At 36.1% G+C, this 20,323-nt stretch carries 19 protein-coding genes; all 19 read right to left on the bottom strand.

Translation table 11 applies throughout. The features are described 5' to 3' along the window. Positions 1-19 precede the first annotated feature (19 nt). Positions 20-736: a 1-(5-phosphoribosyl)-5-[(5-phosphoribosylamino)methylideneamino]imidazole-4-carboxamide isomerase gene (gene hisA, locus SD1D_RS05220; RefSeq protein WP_058257950.1), complete on the bottom strand. Its 717-nt coding sequence runs from the start codon at positions 734-736 to the stop codon at positions 20-22. A gap of 28 nt (positions 737-764) precedes the next feature. Beyond that, entirely contained in the window at positions 765-1,355 is a 591-nt protein-coding gene (hisB, locus tag SD1D_RS05215; RefSeq protein WP_058257949.1) for an imidazoleglycerol-phosphate dehydratase HisB, read from the bottom strand. Positions 1,356-1,417: 62 nt separating this feature from the next. Then, positions 1,418-2,722 carry a histidinol dehydrogenase gene (gene hisD, locus SD1D_RS05210; RefSeq protein WP_058257948.1) on the bottom strand — a complete coding sequence of 435 codons (1,305 nt, stop codon included), beginning with the start codon at positions 2,720-2,722 and terminating at the stop codon, positions 1,418-1,420. A 1-nt stretch (position 2,723) separates the two neighbouring features. Continuing rightward, positions 2,724-3,371 (bottom strand): ATP phosphoribosyltransferase, encoded by a 648-nt coding sequence (gene hisG / locus SD1D_RS05205; protein WP_058257947.1) that lies wholly within the window; start codon positions 3,369-3,371, stop codon positions 2,724-2,726. Between the two features lie 56 nt (positions 3,372-3,427). Then, positions 3,428-4,741, bottom strand: a complete 1,314-nt coding sequence (hisZ, locus tag SD1D_RS05200) for an ATP phosphoribosyltransferase regulatory subunit (RefSeq protein WP_058257946.1) — start codon at positions 4,739-4,741, stop codon at positions 3,428-3,430. A 115-nt stretch (positions 4,742-4,856) separates the two neighbouring features. Then, on the bottom strand, positions 4,857-5,417 hold the full coding sequence (locus SD1D_RS05195; protein WP_058257945.1) for a Holliday junction resolvase RecU: 561 nt from the start codon (positions 5,415-5,417) through the stop codon (positions 4,857-4,859). Positions 5,418-5,445: 28 nt separating this feature from the next. Continuing rightward, complete coding sequence (locus SD1D_RS05190) at positions 5,446-6,414, bottom strand: RluA family pseudouridine synthase (RefSeq protein ID WP_058257944.1); 969 nt, start codon at positions 6,412-6,414, stop codon at positions 5,446-5,448. Positions 6,415-6,438: 24 nt separating this feature from the next. After that, entirely contained in the window at positions 6,439-7,086 is a 648-nt protein-coding gene (locus SD1D_RS05185) for an HAD family hydrolase (RefSeq protein WP_058259205.1), read from the bottom strand. Between the two features lie 11 nt (positions 7,087-7,097). After that, positions 7,098-7,835: a pseudouridine synthase gene (locus SD1D_RS05180; protein ID WP_058257943.1), complete on the bottom strand. Its 738-nt coding sequence runs from the start codon at positions 7,833-7,835 to the stop codon at positions 7,098-7,100. Beyond that, on the bottom strand, positions 7,835-9,262 hold the full coding sequence (locus SD1D_RS05175; RefSeq protein ID WP_058257942.1) for an RsmF rRNA methyltransferase first C-terminal domain-containing protein: 1,428 nt from the start codon (positions 9,260-9,262) through the stop codon (positions 7,835-7,837). Before SD1D_RS05175 ends, SD1D_RS05180 begins: the two co-directional genes overlap by 1 nt. Before the next feature lie 14 nt (positions 9,263-9,276). Then, positions 9,277-10,080 carry a GTP pyrophosphokinase gene (locus SD1D_RS05170; protein WP_058257941.1) on the bottom strand — a complete coding sequence of 268 codons (804 nt, stop codon included), beginning with the start codon at positions 10,078-10,080 and terminating at the stop codon, positions 9,277-9,279. Positions 10,081-10,138: 58 nt separating this feature from the next. Continuing rightward, positions 10,139-10,879, bottom strand: coding sequence for a 16S rRNA (uracil(1498)-N(3))-methyltransferase (locus tag SD1D_RS05165; RefSeq protein ID WP_058257940.1), 741 nt, complete (start codon positions 10,877-10,879; stop codon positions 10,139-10,141). Positions 10,880-11,020: 141 nt separating this feature from the next. After that, complete coding sequence (gene prmA, locus SD1D_RS05160) at positions 11,021-12,013, bottom strand: 50S ribosomal protein L11 methyltransferase (RefSeq protein WP_058257939.1); 993 nt, start codon at positions 12,011-12,013, stop codon at positions 11,021-11,023. A 20-nt stretch (positions 12,014-12,033) separates the two neighbouring features. Then, complete coding sequence (dnaJ, locus tag SD1D_RS05155; RefSeq protein WP_058257938.1) at positions 12,034-13,176, bottom strand: molecular chaperone DnaJ; 1,143 nt, start codon at positions 13,174-13,176, stop codon at positions 12,034-12,036. Positions 13,177-13,351: 175 nt separating this feature from the next. Continuing rightward, the gene (gene dnaK, locus SD1D_RS05150; RefSeq protein ID WP_058257937.1) at positions 13,352-15,211 is read right to left on the bottom strand and encodes a molecular chaperone DnaK; all 1,860 of its coding nucleotides are present in this window, start codon (positions 15,209-15,211) and stop codon (positions 13,352-13,354) included. Positions 15,212-15,268: 57 nt separating this feature from the next. Beyond that, positions 15,269-15,970: a nucleotide exchange factor GrpE gene (gene grpE / locus SD1D_RS05145; RefSeq protein ID WP_058259204.1), complete on the bottom strand. Its 702-nt coding sequence runs from the start codon at positions 15,968-15,970 to the stop codon at positions 15,269-15,271. 63 nt (positions 15,971-16,033) lie between these two features. Further along, positions 16,034-17,065 (bottom strand): heat-inducible transcriptional repressor HrcA, encoded by a 1,032-nt coding sequence (gene hrcA, locus SD1D_RS05140; protein ID WP_058257936.1) that lies wholly within the window; start codon positions 17,063-17,065, stop codon positions 16,034-16,036. Positions 17,066-17,208: 143 nt separating this feature from the next. Beyond that, positions 17,209-18,462 carry a radical SAM family heme chaperone HemW gene (hemW, locus tag SD1D_RS05135; RefSeq protein ID WP_058257935.1) on the bottom strand — a complete coding sequence of 418 codons (1,254 nt, stop codon included), beginning with the start codon at positions 18,460-18,462 and terminating at the stop codon, positions 17,209-17,211. 28 nt (positions 18,463-18,490) lie between these two features. Beyond that, a complete protein-coding gene (lepA, locus tag SD1D_RS05130) occupies positions 18,491-20,302 on the bottom strand; it encodes a translation elongation factor 4 (protein WP_058257934.1) in 1,812 nt (603 codons plus the stop codon). Positions 20,303-20,323: the final 21 nt, after the last annotated feature.

Below are 20,323 nucleotides of genomic sequence, written 5' to 3'. Positions count from 1 at the left end.
AATAGTAACCTCCTAAAAACTACTCAAATAATTCAACTGCCTTTTTTAAATCAATTTTTTTCTCATATAGGGCCTTACCTATAATTGCACCGTATACATTAATTTCACTTAAGGTTTCTAAATCCTTTAAGGAAGAGATTCCTCCGGATGCGATGATATTTAAGCCGGTTTCTTCCACCATTTCTGCTGTATAAGGTAGGTTTGGTCCTTGCAGCATACCATCTTTTGCTATATCTGTATAAATAATAGTCTTAACCCCAACCTTTTTCATTTCAAGGGCTAATGAAACGGCATTATAATGGCTGAGCCTCTCCCAGCCTTCTACTGCAACTACTCCATCTTTAGCATCAATTCCGGCAATAATTCGGTCAGATCCAAAAAGTCCTACTGCTTCTTTCATAAATCCGGGGTCAGTGGCCGCTTTTGTTCCGATAATTACTCGATCAATTCCTAAGTTAAGTTTATTTTCAATATCTTTAATTGATCGTATGCCTCCCCCTAATTGTATTGGAATATTAATATTTTGAACTATTTCTTTAATCACATCTTCATTAACAGAATGCCCTACTAAGGCACCATCTAAGTCTACCACGTGAATAAAAGAAGCTCCACATGCTTCCCACTCTTTAGCCACCTTTATGGGGGTATCGGAATATACTAAGACATCACGGAAGCTACCCTGTCTTAGCCTAACACATTGACCGTTTTTAATATCGATTGCAGGGAATAATTTCATCTCATAAGACCTCTCTTTAGTTTGATTGTTAAATAACGCCTTTTGTGGATAAAACACTAGTAATTCTTTTATCAAATCCACTGGCCATGTCCAGTGCTTTAGCAAAAGCTTTAAAAGCCGCTTCTGCAATATGATGGTTATTTAAACCGTTTAGGAGTTTTATATGAAGATTCATACCGGCACTGTAAGAAACCGCATAAAAAAACTCTCTAATAAGTTCTGTATCCATTTGACCTATCATGGGGGCATCAAATTTTAAGTCATAGGAAAGATAGGGACGACCGGACAAATCAACTGCGCAACATACTAAGGCTTCATCCATAGGAAGGATAAAATAACCATAGCGGCTTATGCCCTTTTTATCTTTTAGGGCTTCTTTAATGGCTTGTCCCAGAACTATTCCCGTATCTTCTACTGTATGATGGGCATCTACATGAAGATCCCCCTTAACTGTAAGCTTCATATCAAAAAATCCATGACGGGCAAAACTGTCCAGCATATGATTAAAGAAACCTATACCGGTTTCTATCTGGCATTTTCCCTGACCGTCAAGATTAAATTCCAGCTGGATATCGGTTTCATTTGTTTTACGATTTACCTTGGTATATCTACCATCCATTAAGGATCATCCTCCCTAATCTTTTAAACTTAGTTTACCAACCTAAGTTTTAGATGTCAAACTTAATTAGAATAATTTTCATCAAATCTTACTGCTATGGAATTAGCATGGGCGCTAAGTCCCTCGGATAAAGCAAAAGCTTCAATATCCTTATGCACTTTTTCTAAGGCTTCTTTTGTATATGATATTATACTGGATTTTTTTATAAAGTCATCCACACTTAGGGGAGAGAAAAATTTTGCAGTGCCGTTGGTAGGCAAAGTATGATTAGGCCCTGCCATATAATCTCCCAAGGGTTCACTGGAATATTCTCCGATAAAGATAGCTCCGGCATTTTTTATCCTGGTCATATCCATAAAAGGATCCTTGGTCATTATTTCTAAATGCTCAGAAGCTATTTCGTTGGTTACCTCTATAGCCTCATCCATATTTTTTGCAAGCAATAAATACCCGTAATTATCAAGGGATTTTTTTATAATATCTCTTCTTGAGAGACTTTCAAGGAACTTATTAATTTCTGTTGAAACCTCTTCTGCCAGCTTTCTACTGGTGGTAACTAGAATTGAAGAAGCCAGTTCATCATGTTCGGCCTGGGACAATAAATCTGCCGCCACATATCTGGGATTTGCTGTTTCATCGGCAAGAATAAGAATTTCACTGGGACCGGCAATAGAATCAATACTGACATGACCATATACAGCTTTTTTGGCTAAGGCAACATATATATTACCGGGACCTACAATTTTATCTACCTTGGGAATACTCTTGGTTCCAAAGGCTAAGGCTGCAATAGCTTGGGCACCTCCCACCTTATAAATCTCAGTAACTCCTGCTTCACTAGCGGCAACTAAGGTTCCGGCATAAACTTCTCCCTTAGTATCTGGGGGGGTTACCATAACAATCCTATCTACTCCTGCAACCTTTGCAGGAATAACATCCATAAGTACAGTTGAAAGATAAGCTGCTTTTCCGCCGGGAACATATACTCCTACCTTTTCTATGGGAGTTACTTTTTGACCAAGTATAATACCTTCCTTTGAAGCATCAAACCAGCTGTTTTGTTTTTGTTTTGTATGATATTCTTCAATACTTTTCTTAGCTTTTCTTAAAATTTCAAGTAATTTATTATCAACCTGCTGATAAGCTTTTTTTATTTCTTCTTCTGTAACTTTTATATTAGCTTCATTAATATCAGCCTTATCAAATTCCTTAGTATAAGAAAACAAAGCCTTATCCCCATTATTACGGACATCTTTAATAATTTGATCCACAATATTAGCATAGGCTTCGTATTGATTTGGACTTCTTTTTAATAAGTTTTCCAAAATATTCTTCTTACTTGTTTCATTTAATTCAATAATTCTCATATTAATTACCCCCATGCAAATATTCTTTTAAATCCTTAATTATTTTAGATATTCGTTCATGCTCCATCTTCATGCTGACTTCATTGACAACCATTCTGGCTGATATATCACAGATTTCTTCAAGAACAACCAAACCGTTTTCCCTAAGGGTTGATCCGGTCTCAACAATATCTACAATTACTTCTGCCAGGCCTACAATCGGTGCCAGTTCAATGGAACCGTTCAGTTTTATTATCTCAACCGTCTGGTGTTTTTTATTGTAAAAATAATCCTTTGCAATATTAGGATACTTGGTTGCAACACGGATTAATTCACCGTGATGTAGAAATTTATCTGCAGAGGCCGGGCCTGCTACGCACATTCTGCATTTACCAAACCCAAGATCTAGGACCTCATACATCTTTCTGCCCTCTTCTAGTATAGTATCCTTACCGACAACACCTATATCCGCTGCTCCGTATTCCACATATGTAGGTACATCATTGGCTTTAGCAAGAAAAAACTTTAGCTTTAAATCATCATTAACAAAAATTAATTTTCTGGAAGACTTATCCCGAATCTCGTCACAGGTGATTCCTATTTTTTCTAACAAGTCTAAAGTTTTTATAGCCAATCTACCCTTTGCTAATGCGATTGTAATATATCTCATGGTCACCACCCTTTCATAGACATGCATTCTACTATAGTAGTATGTATCTTTCTTTTTTATTTACTTCCTATCAGCTCTTTAAAATCGGCTTTCTTGATACTGCCATCATGGGCATCCATAATTGTAATTTCATTATCATTATCAATTAATAATAAGCCCCCTATGTTCATTCTTTGCATATATGACCTATAATCATTAAGTGACAAGATATCCATAGACTTATTGTCTGCGGACATATTACTTTTTGATATATGGGCATTCGACAGCTGTAGAATAACATTATTCCCTTCTTTTCGGAAATAATTAGCTAAGGCTATGGCATGTTTTCTATACTCTTGCCTATAAAGAATCATAGTATCGGAAGCTTCTATCCGGGGTAATAATTTCTGTCTGCTTAATGCCGTCATTAAATTATCAATTACTATGGCAAGACCTATGGCAGGGCAATTCTTACCAAATTGTCCTACTAGATTGTCATATCGGCCGCCGGTTACAATGGCCTCTCCGGTCTTATATGTATAAGCCTTAAAGATAAGGCCGGTATAATAGTCATATTTACTAAGCATACCAAGATCAAATGAAATATATTTTTCAAAGCCATATATGGCCATAATATCATAAAGTTCTTCTAATCTATTTATAGCTTTAATGGCACGGGGGTTATTTGTCAGACTTTTTGCATAATCTAATATTTCTATGGAACCAAATAATTCAGGAAGCTTTAAAAATATTTCTTTTAATTCCTGACTAATCTTCTTATTTTTAACCAGGTCTTCGACGCCGAACATACTTTTATTTTCTATTGATGTTTTTAGCTTTACAATATCCTCTTCATCATCAAAACCTGCTTCAGATATTAATGATCTAAAAAAGTCTGCGTTACCAATCTCTAGTTGAAATTCTTTGAGTCCGGCCTTTAATAGGCATTCTATTGTAATAGCAAGCATCTGTGCATCGGCATCAACACTGTCGTCATTGACCAGTTCAGCCCCAAGCTGAGTTACTTCATTTAGCTTCCCCTGATATGTGGTGCTATTAATATAGGTATTACCTATATAGCAAAGACGTATGGGAAGTTCTTCTTCTTTATAATATTTTGCCACACATCTGGCTATGGAAGGTGTAATATCGGGGCGAAGGACCATGGTGTTTCCTTCCTTGTCAAATAATTTGTACATATCCTTTGAAGAAACTGTTCCCCGTTCCTGATTAAATATATCAAAAAATTCAAAGCTTGGTGTCTGAATATCCCTAAATCCATATAGCTTAAGTACCTGATCTAATTTCTTTTGCAAGATCAGTTTGGCGGCACATTCAGTACCATAAATATCTCTTACCCCTTCAGGAGTGTGGAGTAATTTATCTTTCATATATAACACCAACCTTTTTTTATAATACTTTCGCATGGTAACGTGATAATTCGCTACCACGCGAAGGTGTTATTACATTATAATTTATAAGACATCCTATGTCAATAATGAATTTTTATGCTTTTATATTATCTTGGATATTTGCTTCCCTTAAAAGTAAATCTTTTTGTAGTTGTTCAAGGTAATGAATACAAACACCGTTTTTTATATGTATTTGAAAGGATAAATCAAGTTCATCAAAGCGAAAACTTTTTCTTCCACCCTCTAAGGCTCTTTTCCAAAACTTTGATAATAATTCATATGTAAGATAATAGTATAGGTTATGTTTTTTAAAATAAATAAGTAAAAAGGCCACCCCCTCCTGGGCTTCAAACTCCTTCATAAACTGAATCTGATGTTTATGGACATTTCTTAGGCTAAAAGTATCACCGGCACACTCTTTTGCATCAAAGCAAACTGGGATTCCTTGTACTACCCCAATATAATCAACTGTACTTTTTTGGTCAAAATAAGCAAGATTTATATGCCTGGTCTCTTTATCAATCTTAATGGGGGTAATTGGAGTAGGAACCTTTTGTATTAAGGCAAGACCTTTCTCCCGATATTTAGTGTTGGTAATATTAATCATCTCCTCCAGCATGGAACCTCGCAGTCCTCTGGATTTCCAGGATGCCATATTTATCCTCCCTTGTAATATCAAATTATTAAAAATGAAATAAATCTTTTTTTATAGTAGAGAAAATTTCAGGTTCCTTTGCCTCAAATTCACCACCTGACAAATTAGACAGCTGACCTAAAATCTGCGGAAAAACACAACGGTAAGAATGAAGAAGCTGATGTTTTAGGCCATATTTCTCCTTAAAATAATTATTGGTTTTTAAGTCTCCGTATTTTGCATCACCTACAATAGGATGTCCCATACCGGATAAATGAGCACGAATTTGATGGGTTCTGCCTGTAATAAGTTTAACCTGTAATAAGGTAAAGTCCGAATTTGAAGCTAGGGGCTGATATTCTGTACAGATATTGCTGGAATTTTCAGTTTCTTCATTTGATATGGTTACCATATTTTTAGAACTATCCTTGCTTAAGTATCCTGTTATTTTATTAAATTCTTTTATCTGCCCCTTAACAATACAAAGATAGTATTTATCAATCTTTCTTTCCTTAAATAGCCTTGCCATCTCCTGTAATCCTATAAGAGTTTTGCCGGCAATTAAAAGACCGCTGGTATTACGGTCTAAGCGGTTACATATTCCGGGCTTAAAACTTTGCAGCTCTTTATTTGTTATCTGTCTTGTAGACAGCAAATATGAAATAAGATATTCAACTATTGATAAATCACTCTTTACTGCCTTTTGAGAAAGCATACCTAGGGGTTTATTTAATATTAGAATATTTTTATCCTCATAGATTATATCAAGTTCATAATCTATGATAACTGCCTCCATGGGTTTAGAAAACTTTTCTATGGTCTCATCAGATAGATATAGTTTTATTTCATCCTTAAGGGCTAGAATCTCCGAACCATTAGCTTTTTTACCGTTTAATACAATGTTTTTTTTCCGCAACATTTTATAAATAAAGCTTTTTGGGGCTTTATTTAATACTTTTAACAAAAGCTTATCCAAACGCTGACCGGCCTGATTATCATCCACAAAAATCTGTTTCATCCTTACACCTGCTTTCACAGTTTCCTACTGTAATAATTCCCTCATGGAGCGGATATAATAATCAGCTAATTTTATTTTTTCCTTTTCATCATCTTTAGAAAACTCATCATATACGGCACAAACTTTCATATTGGCATTTTTTCCTGCCATAATTCCTTGGATAATATCTTCAAAAACAAGGCATCTTAAAGGCTCTACCTTTAAATCCTTGGCCACTAATAAATATATATCCGGGGAGGGCTTTCCTTTCTCAACTTCACAGGAAGTCCTTATGGATTTAAAATATTCACTAATATTATGCTTATTAATAATAAGATCTACCAATTCCTTAGAATTACTGGTAGCAATCCCAGCAGGAATCTGCTTTTCTTTTAAATAGTCCAAAAATTCTCTAACCCCTTCTTTTAAGGGGACTTCATTAAGATATTTATCCCATGCCATCTCATTCCAATCCCTTTTAATCTTGTCCACTGGATCAGGAAGCTTAAAGCGATTTTTGAAAAAGATGGCTGTTTCAGTAAAACTCATTCCTTCAATATCAGCCTGTAAATCCTCGGGAAATTCTAAACCAAATCTAGCAAGATACTCAATGTCAATGGTTTTCCACATCCACATGGAATCTACCAAGGTTCCGTCTAAATCAAATATCACAGCATCAATATTCTTTAACATCTCCATAATACTTACTCCTTCTTTAGTGATGTAATATTTTTAAGGTGTTCTATTTCCCCATCTGTTAACCGCCTATATTCCCCCGGTGCCAAATTAGGGTCTAAAGGTAAATCGGCCATGGATATCCTTTTTAGATAAATAACCTTTTTTCCTACTGCCTCAAACATTCTTTTTACCTGATGAAACTTACCTTCACAAATAGTAAGTTCTATTTCTGATATATCACCGGATACTAAGATATTAAGTTTTGCAGGAAGGCAGGGTTTTTCTTCACCTATAGAAATTCCTGATAAGAAGGCTTCTACATCATCAGTTGTAACCCTACCCTCAATTCTTGCATAATAAACCTTATCTATTTTCTTTTTTGGGGACAGTAATTGATGTGCCAATTCTCCATGATTAGTTATTAAAAGAAGCCCTTCAGTATCCTTGTCCAGTCTTCCCACAGGAAACAAATCCTTATGGGGGATGTCACTTATCAAATCTATAACTGTCTTATCCTTCTTATCTTTTGTAGCAGATACAAATCCTGCCGGTTTATTAAGCATAAGATAAATATATTTTTCATATTTTATTATCTTCCCGTCAAAACATACTTCATCTTTATTAATCTCGACCTTTTCCTCTGGTTTTTTACAAGGGACAGAATTGATACAAACTCTTCCCTTCCTTATCCATATTTTAATTTCACTTCTGCTGCCTATATTCATATCCGATAAGTATTTATCAAGTCTTAAAAGCTTTGCCATTACATCCATCTCCATCCCGGCAAATACATGTTTTTTAAAGTATTATTATTTAACTTTCCCCAGCCTAAAGGATAGCCGTCTACACATACTAATTGCCATCCCTTTTCATTACTTTTTTCAACAGTCAGGGTTTCACATTTTAAATATCGAATAACATCTTGGTCTTTAGAGGATAGGTTTATAAGCTTATCATATTGGTTTGATTTTAAGGCTATGGCAAGGGCTTGGGAGGGTTGAAAACGGTTTTTCTTCATTTCACCGAGAAATAGTCCCTGCCTTAAGGTGCGAAGTCCTTGCTTTTCTTCAAATTCAGCCGGCACCAGATAAACTCTGTCTTTTTGGATTAAAATTCTGCTTTGACTAATTAGGTCATCCCAGTTAGAAAGATTATAAAGAAAATCCTCGGCCTCTTTTGACAAAGTATTTCCTTTTTTATAATCTAAGATTTTACCCCTAATACTACTATTATCCTTATCAGTATCTGAAGGGCCCTCTTTTTTAAGCAAAGCAATAAAATGCCCTTCTCCGGATATTTTATGAGGCCATAGTCTTATACAATGTTTTAATTGCTCCGGTCCATTGACCCAGTCTGGTCTACCCCTGTCAAAACCTTCATAAGAAAGGCCAAGGCCCTTTCTTTCTTCAAGACTAGGCAGGGCCTCTACCACATGAATATCAGGACATTCTTCTAATAAATATGATATGGTCCCTTCATTTTCTTCCGGTGAAAAGGTACAGGTAGAATACAGCATCATACCGCCGGGTTTAAGCATCTTAGCGGCATATATAATTATTTCTTTTTGTAATTTATTATAATAGTCCACACCGTACTGTTCCCAATTTTTCATAATAGAAGGACTTTTTCTAAACATCCCTTCCCCGGAACAGGGGGCATCTACCAATATTTTATCAAAATACTGGGGAAAATGCTCAGCAAGTCTATTGGGGCTCTCAGATAAAACATAAGCGTTTTTTATTCCAAATAACTCTATATTCTTTAATAGTGCCTTGGCTCTTGAATTACTAATATCGTTAGATACCAAGAGGCCTTTTCCTTGTAATTTAGCTCCCAATTCCGTACTTTTTCCTCCCGGGGCCGCACATAAATCAAGAACCTTCTCTCCCGGTTTAACGGGAAGAAGGCTGGCAGGGGTCATGGCAGAGGGCTCCTGAATATAGTATAGCCCTGCATAATAATAGGGGTGCCTTGCAGGCTGTTCATTGGTATCATAAAAATAGCCATTGGGAATCCAAGGTATTTTTTTAATAGAAAAAGGACAAAGATTTTCGAATTCTTCCGGAGAAAGTTTTAGGGTGTTGACCCTAATTCCACCATAATATGGCTTGTGATAGCATTTAAGATACTCCTCATATTCATCTCCCAAAAGATTTCTCATCCTGTCCTCAAATAATCTAGGTAAATTCATATTATCACCATCCATCAATGCAAGCTTTGTGCTCTATATTGTTGTGCAATTAAGTCAATATTCTTACTGAACTTTTCAAGCTCTTCTTTATCACCGTCTTGATATATCCTGAAAAATTCGTCCTGAATCTTTATAACCTCCTGTTTGTTGGCAACCTTGTATAGATTTTGAATATTATTAAGAATATCTGCCACCATATTTGCCTTTATAGTAAAAGAATTTTGAGCATCCATAATCTCATCTCTTACTACACTCATTTCTCTATCTAGTATAAGAATCGCCTCAGCTGCAGAAGATAGCCGCTTTCTAATATGTTCCGGTATATTCTGCTTATACTTATACTGTAGAGAATGTTCAATAGTTGCCCAAAAATTCATTGCCAAAGTTCTGATTTGTATTTCAACCTGAAGTCTTTTACTTCCTTTTAGAGTCTCCACATCATAATAAACTATAATATGATAAGAACGATAACCGCTCTTTTTCATCTTCTCAATGTAATCTTTTTCACTTTTAATAGTCATATCTGAACGGTGTCTAATTATATCAACTACTTTATAAATATCTTCCACAAACTGACATATAATACGTATTCCTGCTATATCATCTATCTTTTCTTCTATATCATCTAAGGCTATATTCTTTTTTTGAGCCTTCTCTAGAATACTAGATATTGTCTTTACTCTACCTGTTACCAGTTCAATGGGGGAATAAGAACCCTTACGGCGGTATTCTTCAATTATATGATTAAATTTAACAATCAATTCATTTACAGCCAAAGAATAAGGATCAAGAATTTCTCTCCATAATTGTATCTCCATAATTTAACCTCCCCAAATACCTTCACTTATATGAAATAGTAGAATTTATATAATTTATTTAGTCTTCTAAATATAAAATCATCATGGATAAAGTTGCCAAAGCCGCTGTTTCGGTTCTAAGTATTCTTCTTCCCAAAGAAATAGGAATAATACCATGGTCCTTGGCCAGTTTAACTTCAGCCTCTTCAAAACCTCCCTCAGGGCCAATTATTATTCCTGCACTTTGGCAGTCTTTCAACTTAAAAATAGCCTCCCTTGTGGCCTCCATCCCTTTTTCATTTTCATAAGGAAGAAGTGATAAATCCATCTTTGATGCATAGTTTATTGCTTCCTTAAATGACATAATAGGTCTAACTTTTGGTATAATCCCTCTATGGGACTGCTTTGCTGCACTTTCGGCAATAGCCTGCCAGCGCAGTAATTTCTTTTCTTCCTTCTTTTTATCAGTGTTTTTAACAACACATCTGGCCATGGTAACAGGTACCACCTCATATACACCCAGTTCAACAGCCTTTTGTATAATCAGTTCCATCTTATCGGATTTAGGAAGACCTTGAAAGAGAGTTATTTTCGTTTGAAGTTCACTTCCTGTATCCTTAACAAAATCTATCTTTGCTTCTATTTCCCCATCAGATACCCTATTAATTATACAATAATAATCTTTTCCTTGTCCATTGCAAATTACCAATTCATCCCCACATCTCATGCGGAGTACATTTTTTATATGATTTACATCTGAGCCAATTATGGTAATAAGATTATCATGAATTTGCTTTTCATTAACATAAAAACGATGCATAAGCTTACTCCTTTGATTAACCAAAATATAAAATATGGACTATTAATAGTATACCATTGTATGGCAATTAATTCAAACACTTGTTCTAAAAAATATAAGTTTCAATTAGTACACAAAAAAATAACCGGTAGAATAACCGGTTTATTTTTTACTGATAAAGGATACCCAATCTCCCATCCTATTAACTTCTAAGATGGTAAAATTGTTCTTCTCTAAGGAAGCTTTAACTTCTTCTTCTTTAGTATCTATAATTCCTGAGCAAATAAAAATTGCTCCTTTTTTCATATTTTCTCCTATTACATCGGAAAGGGGGATAATAACATCGGCCAATATATTAGCTACAACTAAATCATATTTTTCTTTCCCTATGCGGCTTCGAACTTTGTCATCTTCTAGAATATTCCCGGTAGCAAATGTTATCGGTGTACTTGGTAGCTCTTCTTGGTCTTGCAGCTTCCATTCTTTTGAATTTATATTATTAACACCGGCATTTTCAATGGCAGATTTCGTTGCAACCGGATCAATATCTATACCAAGAACATGGCCGGCACCTAACTTATTTGCGACGATTGACAGTATCCCGCTTCCACTGCCTGCATCAAGAATATAATCTCCAGGTTTAATATATTTTTTAATGCCTATGATACAAAGTTTAGTGGTTTCATGGGAACCTGTGCCAAAGGAAATACCGGGATCGATTTCTATTATCAGGTCATCCGGTTTACTATCAGTCAGATTTTCCCATGTGGGCTTGATAACAATTGTATCATCAATACGAAAAGGTTTAAAAAATTTCTTCCAATTATTCATCCAATCCTTATCTTCTGTTTCTGATATATCAATAGTTCCCCTTCCAATAGAAGCAAATTCTGAAATATCATTTAAACCTTGCCTAATCTTTAGAAGTAAAGATTCTACATCAGTAGTAGGATCCACATAGAAATTTACTTTCGCTGTCTTATCATCTACTTCTGTAATCGGTAGAATATCTACAAACATTTGCTTTTTTTCTTCATCGGTAAGCCCAACATTATCTTCGATTTCTATTCCCTCAATACCCAATTCTGATAACATAAGGCTAATAAAGTCAACTGCTTCGGTAGTTGTATCTAAGGTGAATTTTATCCATTTCATATAAATTATCCTCTACGCTTTCATTTCCAGAATCTTTTCTTACTCTTGCCGCCGCTTTCTTGTTCATTATCAGAAGATTTGCTTTTTCCCGTCATTGCTTCATCAAATTTTCTCAAAAGCTCTTTTTGTTCTGATGTTAAATTAGTAGGTACTTGGACTACTAAGGTTACATAATGATCCCCTCTGATATTTTTATTTCTAAGAGTAGGAACACCTTTTTCCCTTAAACGTACTTTTGTATCAGTCTGTGTTCCGGGCTTAACTGTATATATAACATCCCCGTCTACAGTACTGATTCTTACATCCCCTCCTAGGGCTGCCGTAGCATATGATATGGGAACTGTAGAAAAGATATCATAGTCTCTTCTTTGAAATATAGGATGTCTACTTACATCAACATCTACCAATAAATCTCCTCTTGGGCCACCGTTAATGCCCGGTTCCCCTTTTCCGCGAATTCTTACACTTTGGCCATTATCTATACCTGCGGGGATACCAACTTTGATTTTTTTCCTACTGGTGATATATCCGCTTCCGTAACAATCTGAACATTTTTCTCTTATAATCTTTCCTGAACCCCTACAATCCGGACAGGTTTGTACATTTCTTATCATTCCAAATAAAGACTGCTGAGTATATACTACCTGACCTTTACCTCCACATTTTGAACAGGTTTCAGGTTTTGTTCCCTGCTTAGCACCGCTTCCATGGCATGTATGACACTCATCTTTCAGATTTAACTCCAGTTCTTTTTCAGTACCGAATACAGCTTCCTCGAAGGTAATTCTGACAGAGGTTCTAATATTTGCTCCCTGCATCGGTCCGTTATTCGCTCTTCTTGAGCGACCTCCAAAGATATCTCCGAAGATATCTCCAAATATATCTCCCATATCAAAACCAGAAAAGTCAAATCCGCCGGCTCCTCCGGCTCCCCCTTCGAATGCAGAATGGCCAAACTGATCATACTGCCTTCTTTTATCGGGATCGCTTAAAATTGCATAAGCTTCAGATGCTTCTTTAAATTTTGCTTCAGCAGATTTATCCCCCGGGTTGGTATCAGGATGGTACTTTTTGGCCAATTTTCTATATGCTTTTTTTAACTCATCATCAGTTGCAGTCCTACTGACACCTAGAACCTCATAATAATCTCTTTTCTCTGCCATCTTATCCTTCACCTTTCATAGCTGTACAATTTCATTCATAACAGATAGGCAGTCGTATGGACTACCTGTCATATTCTAATTATAATAGTCATTATCTTAACCAATAAAATTATTTTAGTCAAGATTTGTTGTCCCAAAAGGCCCACGGACCCTTTGGGACAACGAAGGATATTTATTATACCTCTTTATAATCACCATCTACTACATCACCGTCATAGGTTTCAGTAGTGCCGGAACCTGCTGCACCGGAAGGATCAGCACCTGCACCGGCAGCATTTTGTTCATAAAGTTTTGTAAATAAAGTCTGAGCATCGGTCATTAACTTTTCTTTAGCTGCTTTTATATCTTCAATTTCCCCGTCGCTCATAACCTCAGGATTAGTCTTTTCAAGAAGCTCTTTTAGGTGTTTAAGATCTGCTTCTACTGTTTCTTTATCGGCATCACTTAATTTATCTCCCACTTCTTTTAAAGCCTTTTCAGTCTGGAATACCATTGAATCTGCTTCATTTCTTAGGTCTATGGCTTCTTTACGTTTCTTATCCTGTGCTTCAAATTCGGCTGCTTCTTTTATTGCCTTTTCTATTTCATCATCTGACATATTTGAGCTGGCAGTTATAGTAATATGCTGCTCTCTACCGGTACCAAGATCCTTTGCAGAAACATTAACGATACCATTGGCATCTATATCAAAGGTTACTTCAATTTGTGGTACTCCTCTTGGAGCCGGTGGAATTCCGTCTAGACGGAATTGGCCTAGGGTCTTATTATCTTTAGCAAATTGTCTTTCACCTTGAACTACGTGAATATCAACCGCAGTCTGATTATCTGCTGCTGTAGAGAAAATCTGACTCTTTCTGGTAGGTATGGTTGTATTTCTTTCGATTAACTTAGTAGCCACACCACCAAGGGTTTCAATAGATAAAGACAGGGGAGTAACGTCAAGAAGTAGGATATCTCCTGCACCGGCATCTCCGGCTAATTTACCACCTTGAATGGAAGCACCAAGGGCAACACATTCATCAGGATTTAAGCTCTTAGAAGGCTCCTGGCCGGTCAGTTGTTTAACCTTTTCTTGAACAGCCGGAATACGGGTAGATCCTCCTACCAATAATACTTTCTTTAGATCGGAAGCAGTAATTCCCGCATCCTTAAGAGCATTTTGAACCGGAATTACAGTTCTCTCTACTAAGTCACTTGTCAGTTCGTTAAACTTAGCACGGGTTAAATTCATATCAAAGTGCTTAGGTCCATCGGAAGTTGCAGTAATAAAAGGAAGATTAATATTTGTAGTTGTTGCTGAAGACAATTCAATCTTAGCCTTTTCTGCTGCTTCCCTTAGTCTTTGCATAGCCATTTTATCTGTGGATAAATCCACACCTTCGGCTTTCTTAAATTCATCAACCATGTATCTGGTTATTCTCTCGTCAAAGTCATCGCCACCAAGCCTGTTATCACCGGAGGTAGCTAATACTTCAATTACACCGTCACCGATTTCAATAATCGATACGTCAAATGTACCTCCACCCAGGTCATATACCATGATTTTTTGCTCAGCTTCATTATCAAGACCATAGGCTAAGGCTGCTGCTGTAGGCTCATTGATAATTCTCTTAACCTCAAGACCGGCAATCTTACCTGCATCTTTAGTTGCCTGTCTCTGAGCGTCATTAAAATAAGCAGGAACAGTAATAACTGCTTCGGTTACTTTTTCACCTAGATAACTTTCAGCATCTGCTTTTAATTTTTGAAGCACCATAGCTGAAATCTCCTGTGGTGAATATCTTTTATCATCAATTTTAACACGAAAATCGGTTCCCATATGTCTTTTAATAGATGATATAGTTTTATCTGCATTCGTAACTGCCTGACGCTTTGCAGGTTCACCGATTAATCGCTCACCGTTTTTTGTAAATGCCACAACGGACGGTGTGGTTCTGGCACCTTCTGCGTTAGCAATAATGACAGGTTTACCACCTTCCATTACGGCAACACATGAGTTTGTGGTACCAAGGTCAATACCAATTATTTTTCCCATTTTGATTCCTCCTATATGATTTAGAAATAAAATTCCTATTAAACTTAAATAATATAATTAGTTAACTACTCTTACCATACTATGTCTAACGACTATATCGTTATACATATATCCTTTTTGGAATTCCTCAGCTACTATATTCTCACCAAGGTTTTCATCTTCACCATGCATAACTGCATTATGGAAATTAGGGTCAAATTCTTTACCTAGGGCTTCTATAGGTTTAACACCCAGTTCATCCATAGTAGTCATTAACTGCTTATAGATCATATTAAAGCCTTGAACTATTGGATTATCCTTATTAGCCTCATCAACTGAACCTAGTCCCCGTTCGAAATTATCAATTATAGGGAGCATTTTTTCTATAACATGTTTTACACCCAAATCAAACATTTGTGACTTTTCTTTTTCTGAACGTTTCCTGTAATTATCAAATTCAGCCATGGTTCTCATAAGTCTGTCTGAAAGCTCTTGTATTTTTTGTTCTTTTGCTTCTAATTCTTTGTTCTTAGAGCCTTTAAACAATGATTTACCGGATTTTGAAGGTTTTTCATCGGACTTTTTTTCACTGTCCTTTGAATCTGTCTGTATATCTTCTTCGGTAGTTACCTCATCCTTTGTCTCATCTTCCTGATGATTCTTTGTCATCTCATTATCCTCCAAAGTTGTATTCTCCTCTGACAAGCTATGGTCATCTTTTTCTTCTATCTTTTCATCAGCAGATTTGTCTGCCTCTTTAGCCTTCTTTTCTTTTTCCATGGCCGCCTTCATTACTTCTATAGTTTTATCCTTTTCCTCCACTAGTCATAACCACCTTTCAAATTACGTTTTATTCTTAAATATATCATCCAGCTGAGCCATTAAAGTCTGCAAAGTAGTGACAACCTTTTCATAATCCATTCTCTTAGGACCGATGATACCAACTTTACCATATACACCTTCATCTATTTCATATGTGGCTGTTACAACAGCGCAGTCCTTCATGGATTCTATAGGGGTCTCTTCACCTATGTAGACTTGTATTCCCCTGTTTTTATCATTCTCCATTCGATGGTGAATTAGTTCTGATAGCATTTCTTTTTCTTCTAAAGTATATAAAAGTTCAGAGGCTTTATTGGCGTCACTTAATTCCGGATACCTAAGTATATTAGTGGTTCCTGATGTATAAATCTCAAAGTCATCATCTTCGGTGACAGCCTGCATTATGGCCTCTAAAATATCATTTACTAATTCTCTATATTCCCCAGCTTGTTCCTTCATCTTAGTAATAATAGGAAGATTAATAGCTGAAAGGTCCAGTCCTTGGAGAAAGGTATTAAGTACAATATTTAACTTTAAAATTGTTTCCTTAGTTAAGCTTACTGATGTTTTTAATATTTTGTTCTTTACTATATTACCTTCAAATACTAAAACAGCCAGTAACTGATCTTCATCAATTTCAGTCAACTGTATAAATTTAACCTTTTTTTTGTATTGGGGTGTGGTTACCATAGTGGTATAATTTGTATTCACTGCCAGAAGTCTAGCCACTTGCTGGAGCAGACTTTCTAAACGATCTGCCTTCTCTATAAGAATACCTTTCATATTTTCAAGCTCTGTATTTTTTTCCATAAGAAGCATATCCACATAAAGGCGGTAACCCTTATCCGTAGGAATTCTACCGGCAGAAGTATGGGGCTGGAATATATAGCCCATATCCTCCAAATCCGACATCTCATTACGGATTGTAGCCGAGCTTAAGTTAAGATCCGTTAACTTAGAAATGGTTCTGGATCCCACAGGCTCACCTGTATCCAGATAATTTTGTATTATGGCTTGCAAAATTTTTAATTTTCTTTCATCCAGCCCGTGCATTCAATCACCTAATCCAATAATAAAAAATATTTTAATTAATCTTTTGAAACTATTTAATTAGCACTCACTAGATTTGAGTGCTAACATCTAGTAATAAAATATCACTATCATTTCTATTTGTCAAGGATTAATTTACATAAAGCTTAGTCCAATAAAAAATCTGCCAATACCCTATTACTGATATCTATACCATAATCAGTAAGCCAAATTCTTTTATCATCTGTAGTTATCAGGCCCTGTTTCTCAAGTTTATTAAGGACATTACCATATATCTCATATATTGATAGACCAAATTTATTATAAAAGGTTTCTTTACTTATTCCTTTGGTTTTTCTAAGGCCAAGGAACATAAACTCTTCCATCTGTTGATTTTTTGATAAAACTTCAATATCCTTTCGAATATTAAAGGGATCATATTCTAAGTTGGTATTAGTACTATCTAATGAATTAAGCTTAGTATTATTATTTAATATTAAATCAAGGTATTCCTCCAACTTATAGGTATTATGAAATCTCTGATTATTTATAAGAGAAGCCGCCCCTAGACCAAGACCCAGATAATTATCTACTTCCCAATAAGCTAGATTATGGCTACATTCATATCCTTGTTTTGCATAATTGGATATCTCATATCTTTGGTAACCTGCTGATAATAGAATCTCCCTTGTCAGATTGTAGATTTCTCCTTCCTCTTCCTCTGAAGGCAATTTATCCTTCATCCTTCCCTCCGGTCCATACATTTCATAAAAAGGGGTTCCTTCTTCAATAATCAAACTATAGGCAGATATATGTTCCGGTTCTAGTTTGCATATCTTTACAAGCCCCTCTTCCCAAGTCTTTATATTTTGTCCCGGCAGGGCAGACATTAAATCAATATTAATATTATTAAAGCCCAAATTCCTTGCCAGTTTATAATTATCTTCAAACTGAGCATAAGTATGAATTCTTCCAAGAAGCTTAAGTTCGCTGTCTATGGTTGACTGAAGCCCAAAGCTTAAGCGGTTTATTCCGGCCTTTTTATAATTAAGCAGCTTATTATCGGCTATAGAATCCATTTCCACGGTACCGGGATTGACTTCTATGGTAATCTCTGCTTCTTTTTTAAATTCAAATACATTTTTTAATTCCTCTAGGGTTCGAACAATTTTTCCTGAATCTACACAAGAAGGGGTTCCTCCTCCGATAAATACCGAACTAATACGATAATCATCCCCTCTATTTTTATAACTATTAATTTCCTTATATAAGGCTTCAAAATAAGTATCAATACCTTCTTGATTGGAAGGCCCTGATAAAAAGTCACAATAGTAACATTTTCTTACACAAAAAGGAACATGGACATAAAGTCTTAGTTCCTTTTTCCATGTTCCCCTATCTATTCTTTTTTTCTTGTCCATTCTTTCAGCTCCTTAATTAGGTATATGCCTAATTATCATCTAGCTTCAATACGCTCATAAAGGCTTTTTGAGGAATTTCTACACTTCCAATCTGGCGCATCCTCTTTTTACCTTCCTTCTGCTTTTCTAGAAGCTTTTTCTTTCTGCTTATATCACCGCCGTAACATTTTGCCAGTACATCCTTACGTACTGCTTTGACAGTTTCTCTTGCAATAATTTTACTGCCAATGGCTGCTTGAATAGGTATTTCAAATAAATGGCGGGGAATTTCTTCTTTTAACTTTTCACACATTTTTCTGCCTCTTTCATAGGCACTGTCGGCATGAACGATAAATGATAGGGCATCCACTTCTTCTCTATTAATTAAAATATCCAGTTTTACCAGTTCAGACCTAACATAACCCTTTAATTCATAGTCAAAGGAAGCATAACCCCTTGATCTAGATTTTAAGGCATCAAAAAAATCATAGATAATTTCATTTAGAGGAAGCTCATATTTTAATAGGGCCCTATTTTCCTCTATATATTCCATTCCCAAGTAAATGCCCCGTCTCTCCTGACATAAGGACATAATTTGACCGACAAATTCCTTGGTAACCATAATCTCTGCGTTTACAAAGGGCTCCTCCATATAATCAATTAGGGTCGGATCCGGCATATTGGTGGGATTTGTTATATCTATAACTTGTCCGTCGGTTAAATAGGCCTTATAGATTACACTAGGTGCTGTGGTAACAATATCTAGATTATATTCCCTCTCCAATCTTTCCTGAATAATCTCAAGATGGAGCAGTCCTAAAAATCCACATCTAAAGCCAAAACCTAAGGCTACTGAAGTTTCCGGCTCAAATTGTAAGGAGGCATCGTTTAGCTGAAGTTTTTCAAGAGCATCCCTAAGATCCGGATATTTAGCCCCATCTGAAGGATACATACCACAGTATACCATAGGCAAAACTTTTTTATAGCCGGGAAGCGGCTCATCACAAGGTCTTTTTGCATCGGTTACGGTATCTCCTACTCTGGTATCCTTAACATTCTTCAAGCTGGCAGTTATATATCCTACCATTCCGGCAGTCAGTTCCTCACAAGGTATAAATTGTCCGGCTCCAAAAGTCCCCAGCTCAACCACCTCTGAACATGCACCGGTTGCCATCATTTTAATTTCGGTTCCCTTTCTTACGGTACCTTCCATTATCCTGCAAAATATAATAACCCCTTTATAAGGATCGTAAAGCGAATCAAAAATCAATGCCTTTAAGGGTGCTTTTACATCCCCTTTAGGGGCAGGAATTTTTTTAACAATCTGCTCTAAGACTTCATCTATATTAAGTCCTTGTTTTGCTGAAATTAATGGTGCATCACTGGCTTCTAGGCCAATGATATCTTCAATTTCAGAAATTACTCTTTGCGGATCAGCACTGGGAAGGTCAATTTTATTAATTACAGGCATAATCTCCAAATCATGATCAAGAGCAAGGTAAACATTGGCAAGGGTCTGGGCTTCAATTCCCTGGGCGGCATCCACCACCAAGATTGCCCCTTCACAAGCTGCCAAGCTTCTTGAGACCTCATAATTAAAGTCAACATGTCCCGGGGTATCAATCAGGTTAAAGATATACTCTTCACCGGATTTTGATTGATATACTGTCCTAACGGTCTGTGCCTTAATTGTAATGCCTCTTTCTCTTTCTAAGTCCATATTGTCCAAAACCTGAGACTGCATCTCTCTGCTAGTTAGTAATCCCGTTTTTTCTATTATTCTATCTGCTAATGTAGATTTACCATGGTCAATATGTGCTATAATACAAAAGTTTCTTATTTTACTCTGGTCTAAGCCCATGTCAATCCTCCTGTGTATAAT

Origin of the sequence: Herbinix luporum, assembly GCF_900070325.1 — a bacterium.
GTDB lineage: Bacteria > Bacillota > Clostridia > Lachnospirales > Lachnospiraceae > Mobilitalea > Mobilitalea luporum.
The sequence above is the reverse complement of the archived record's forward strand: the minus strand, read 5'-3'. Positions and strand labels throughout refer to the sequence as shown.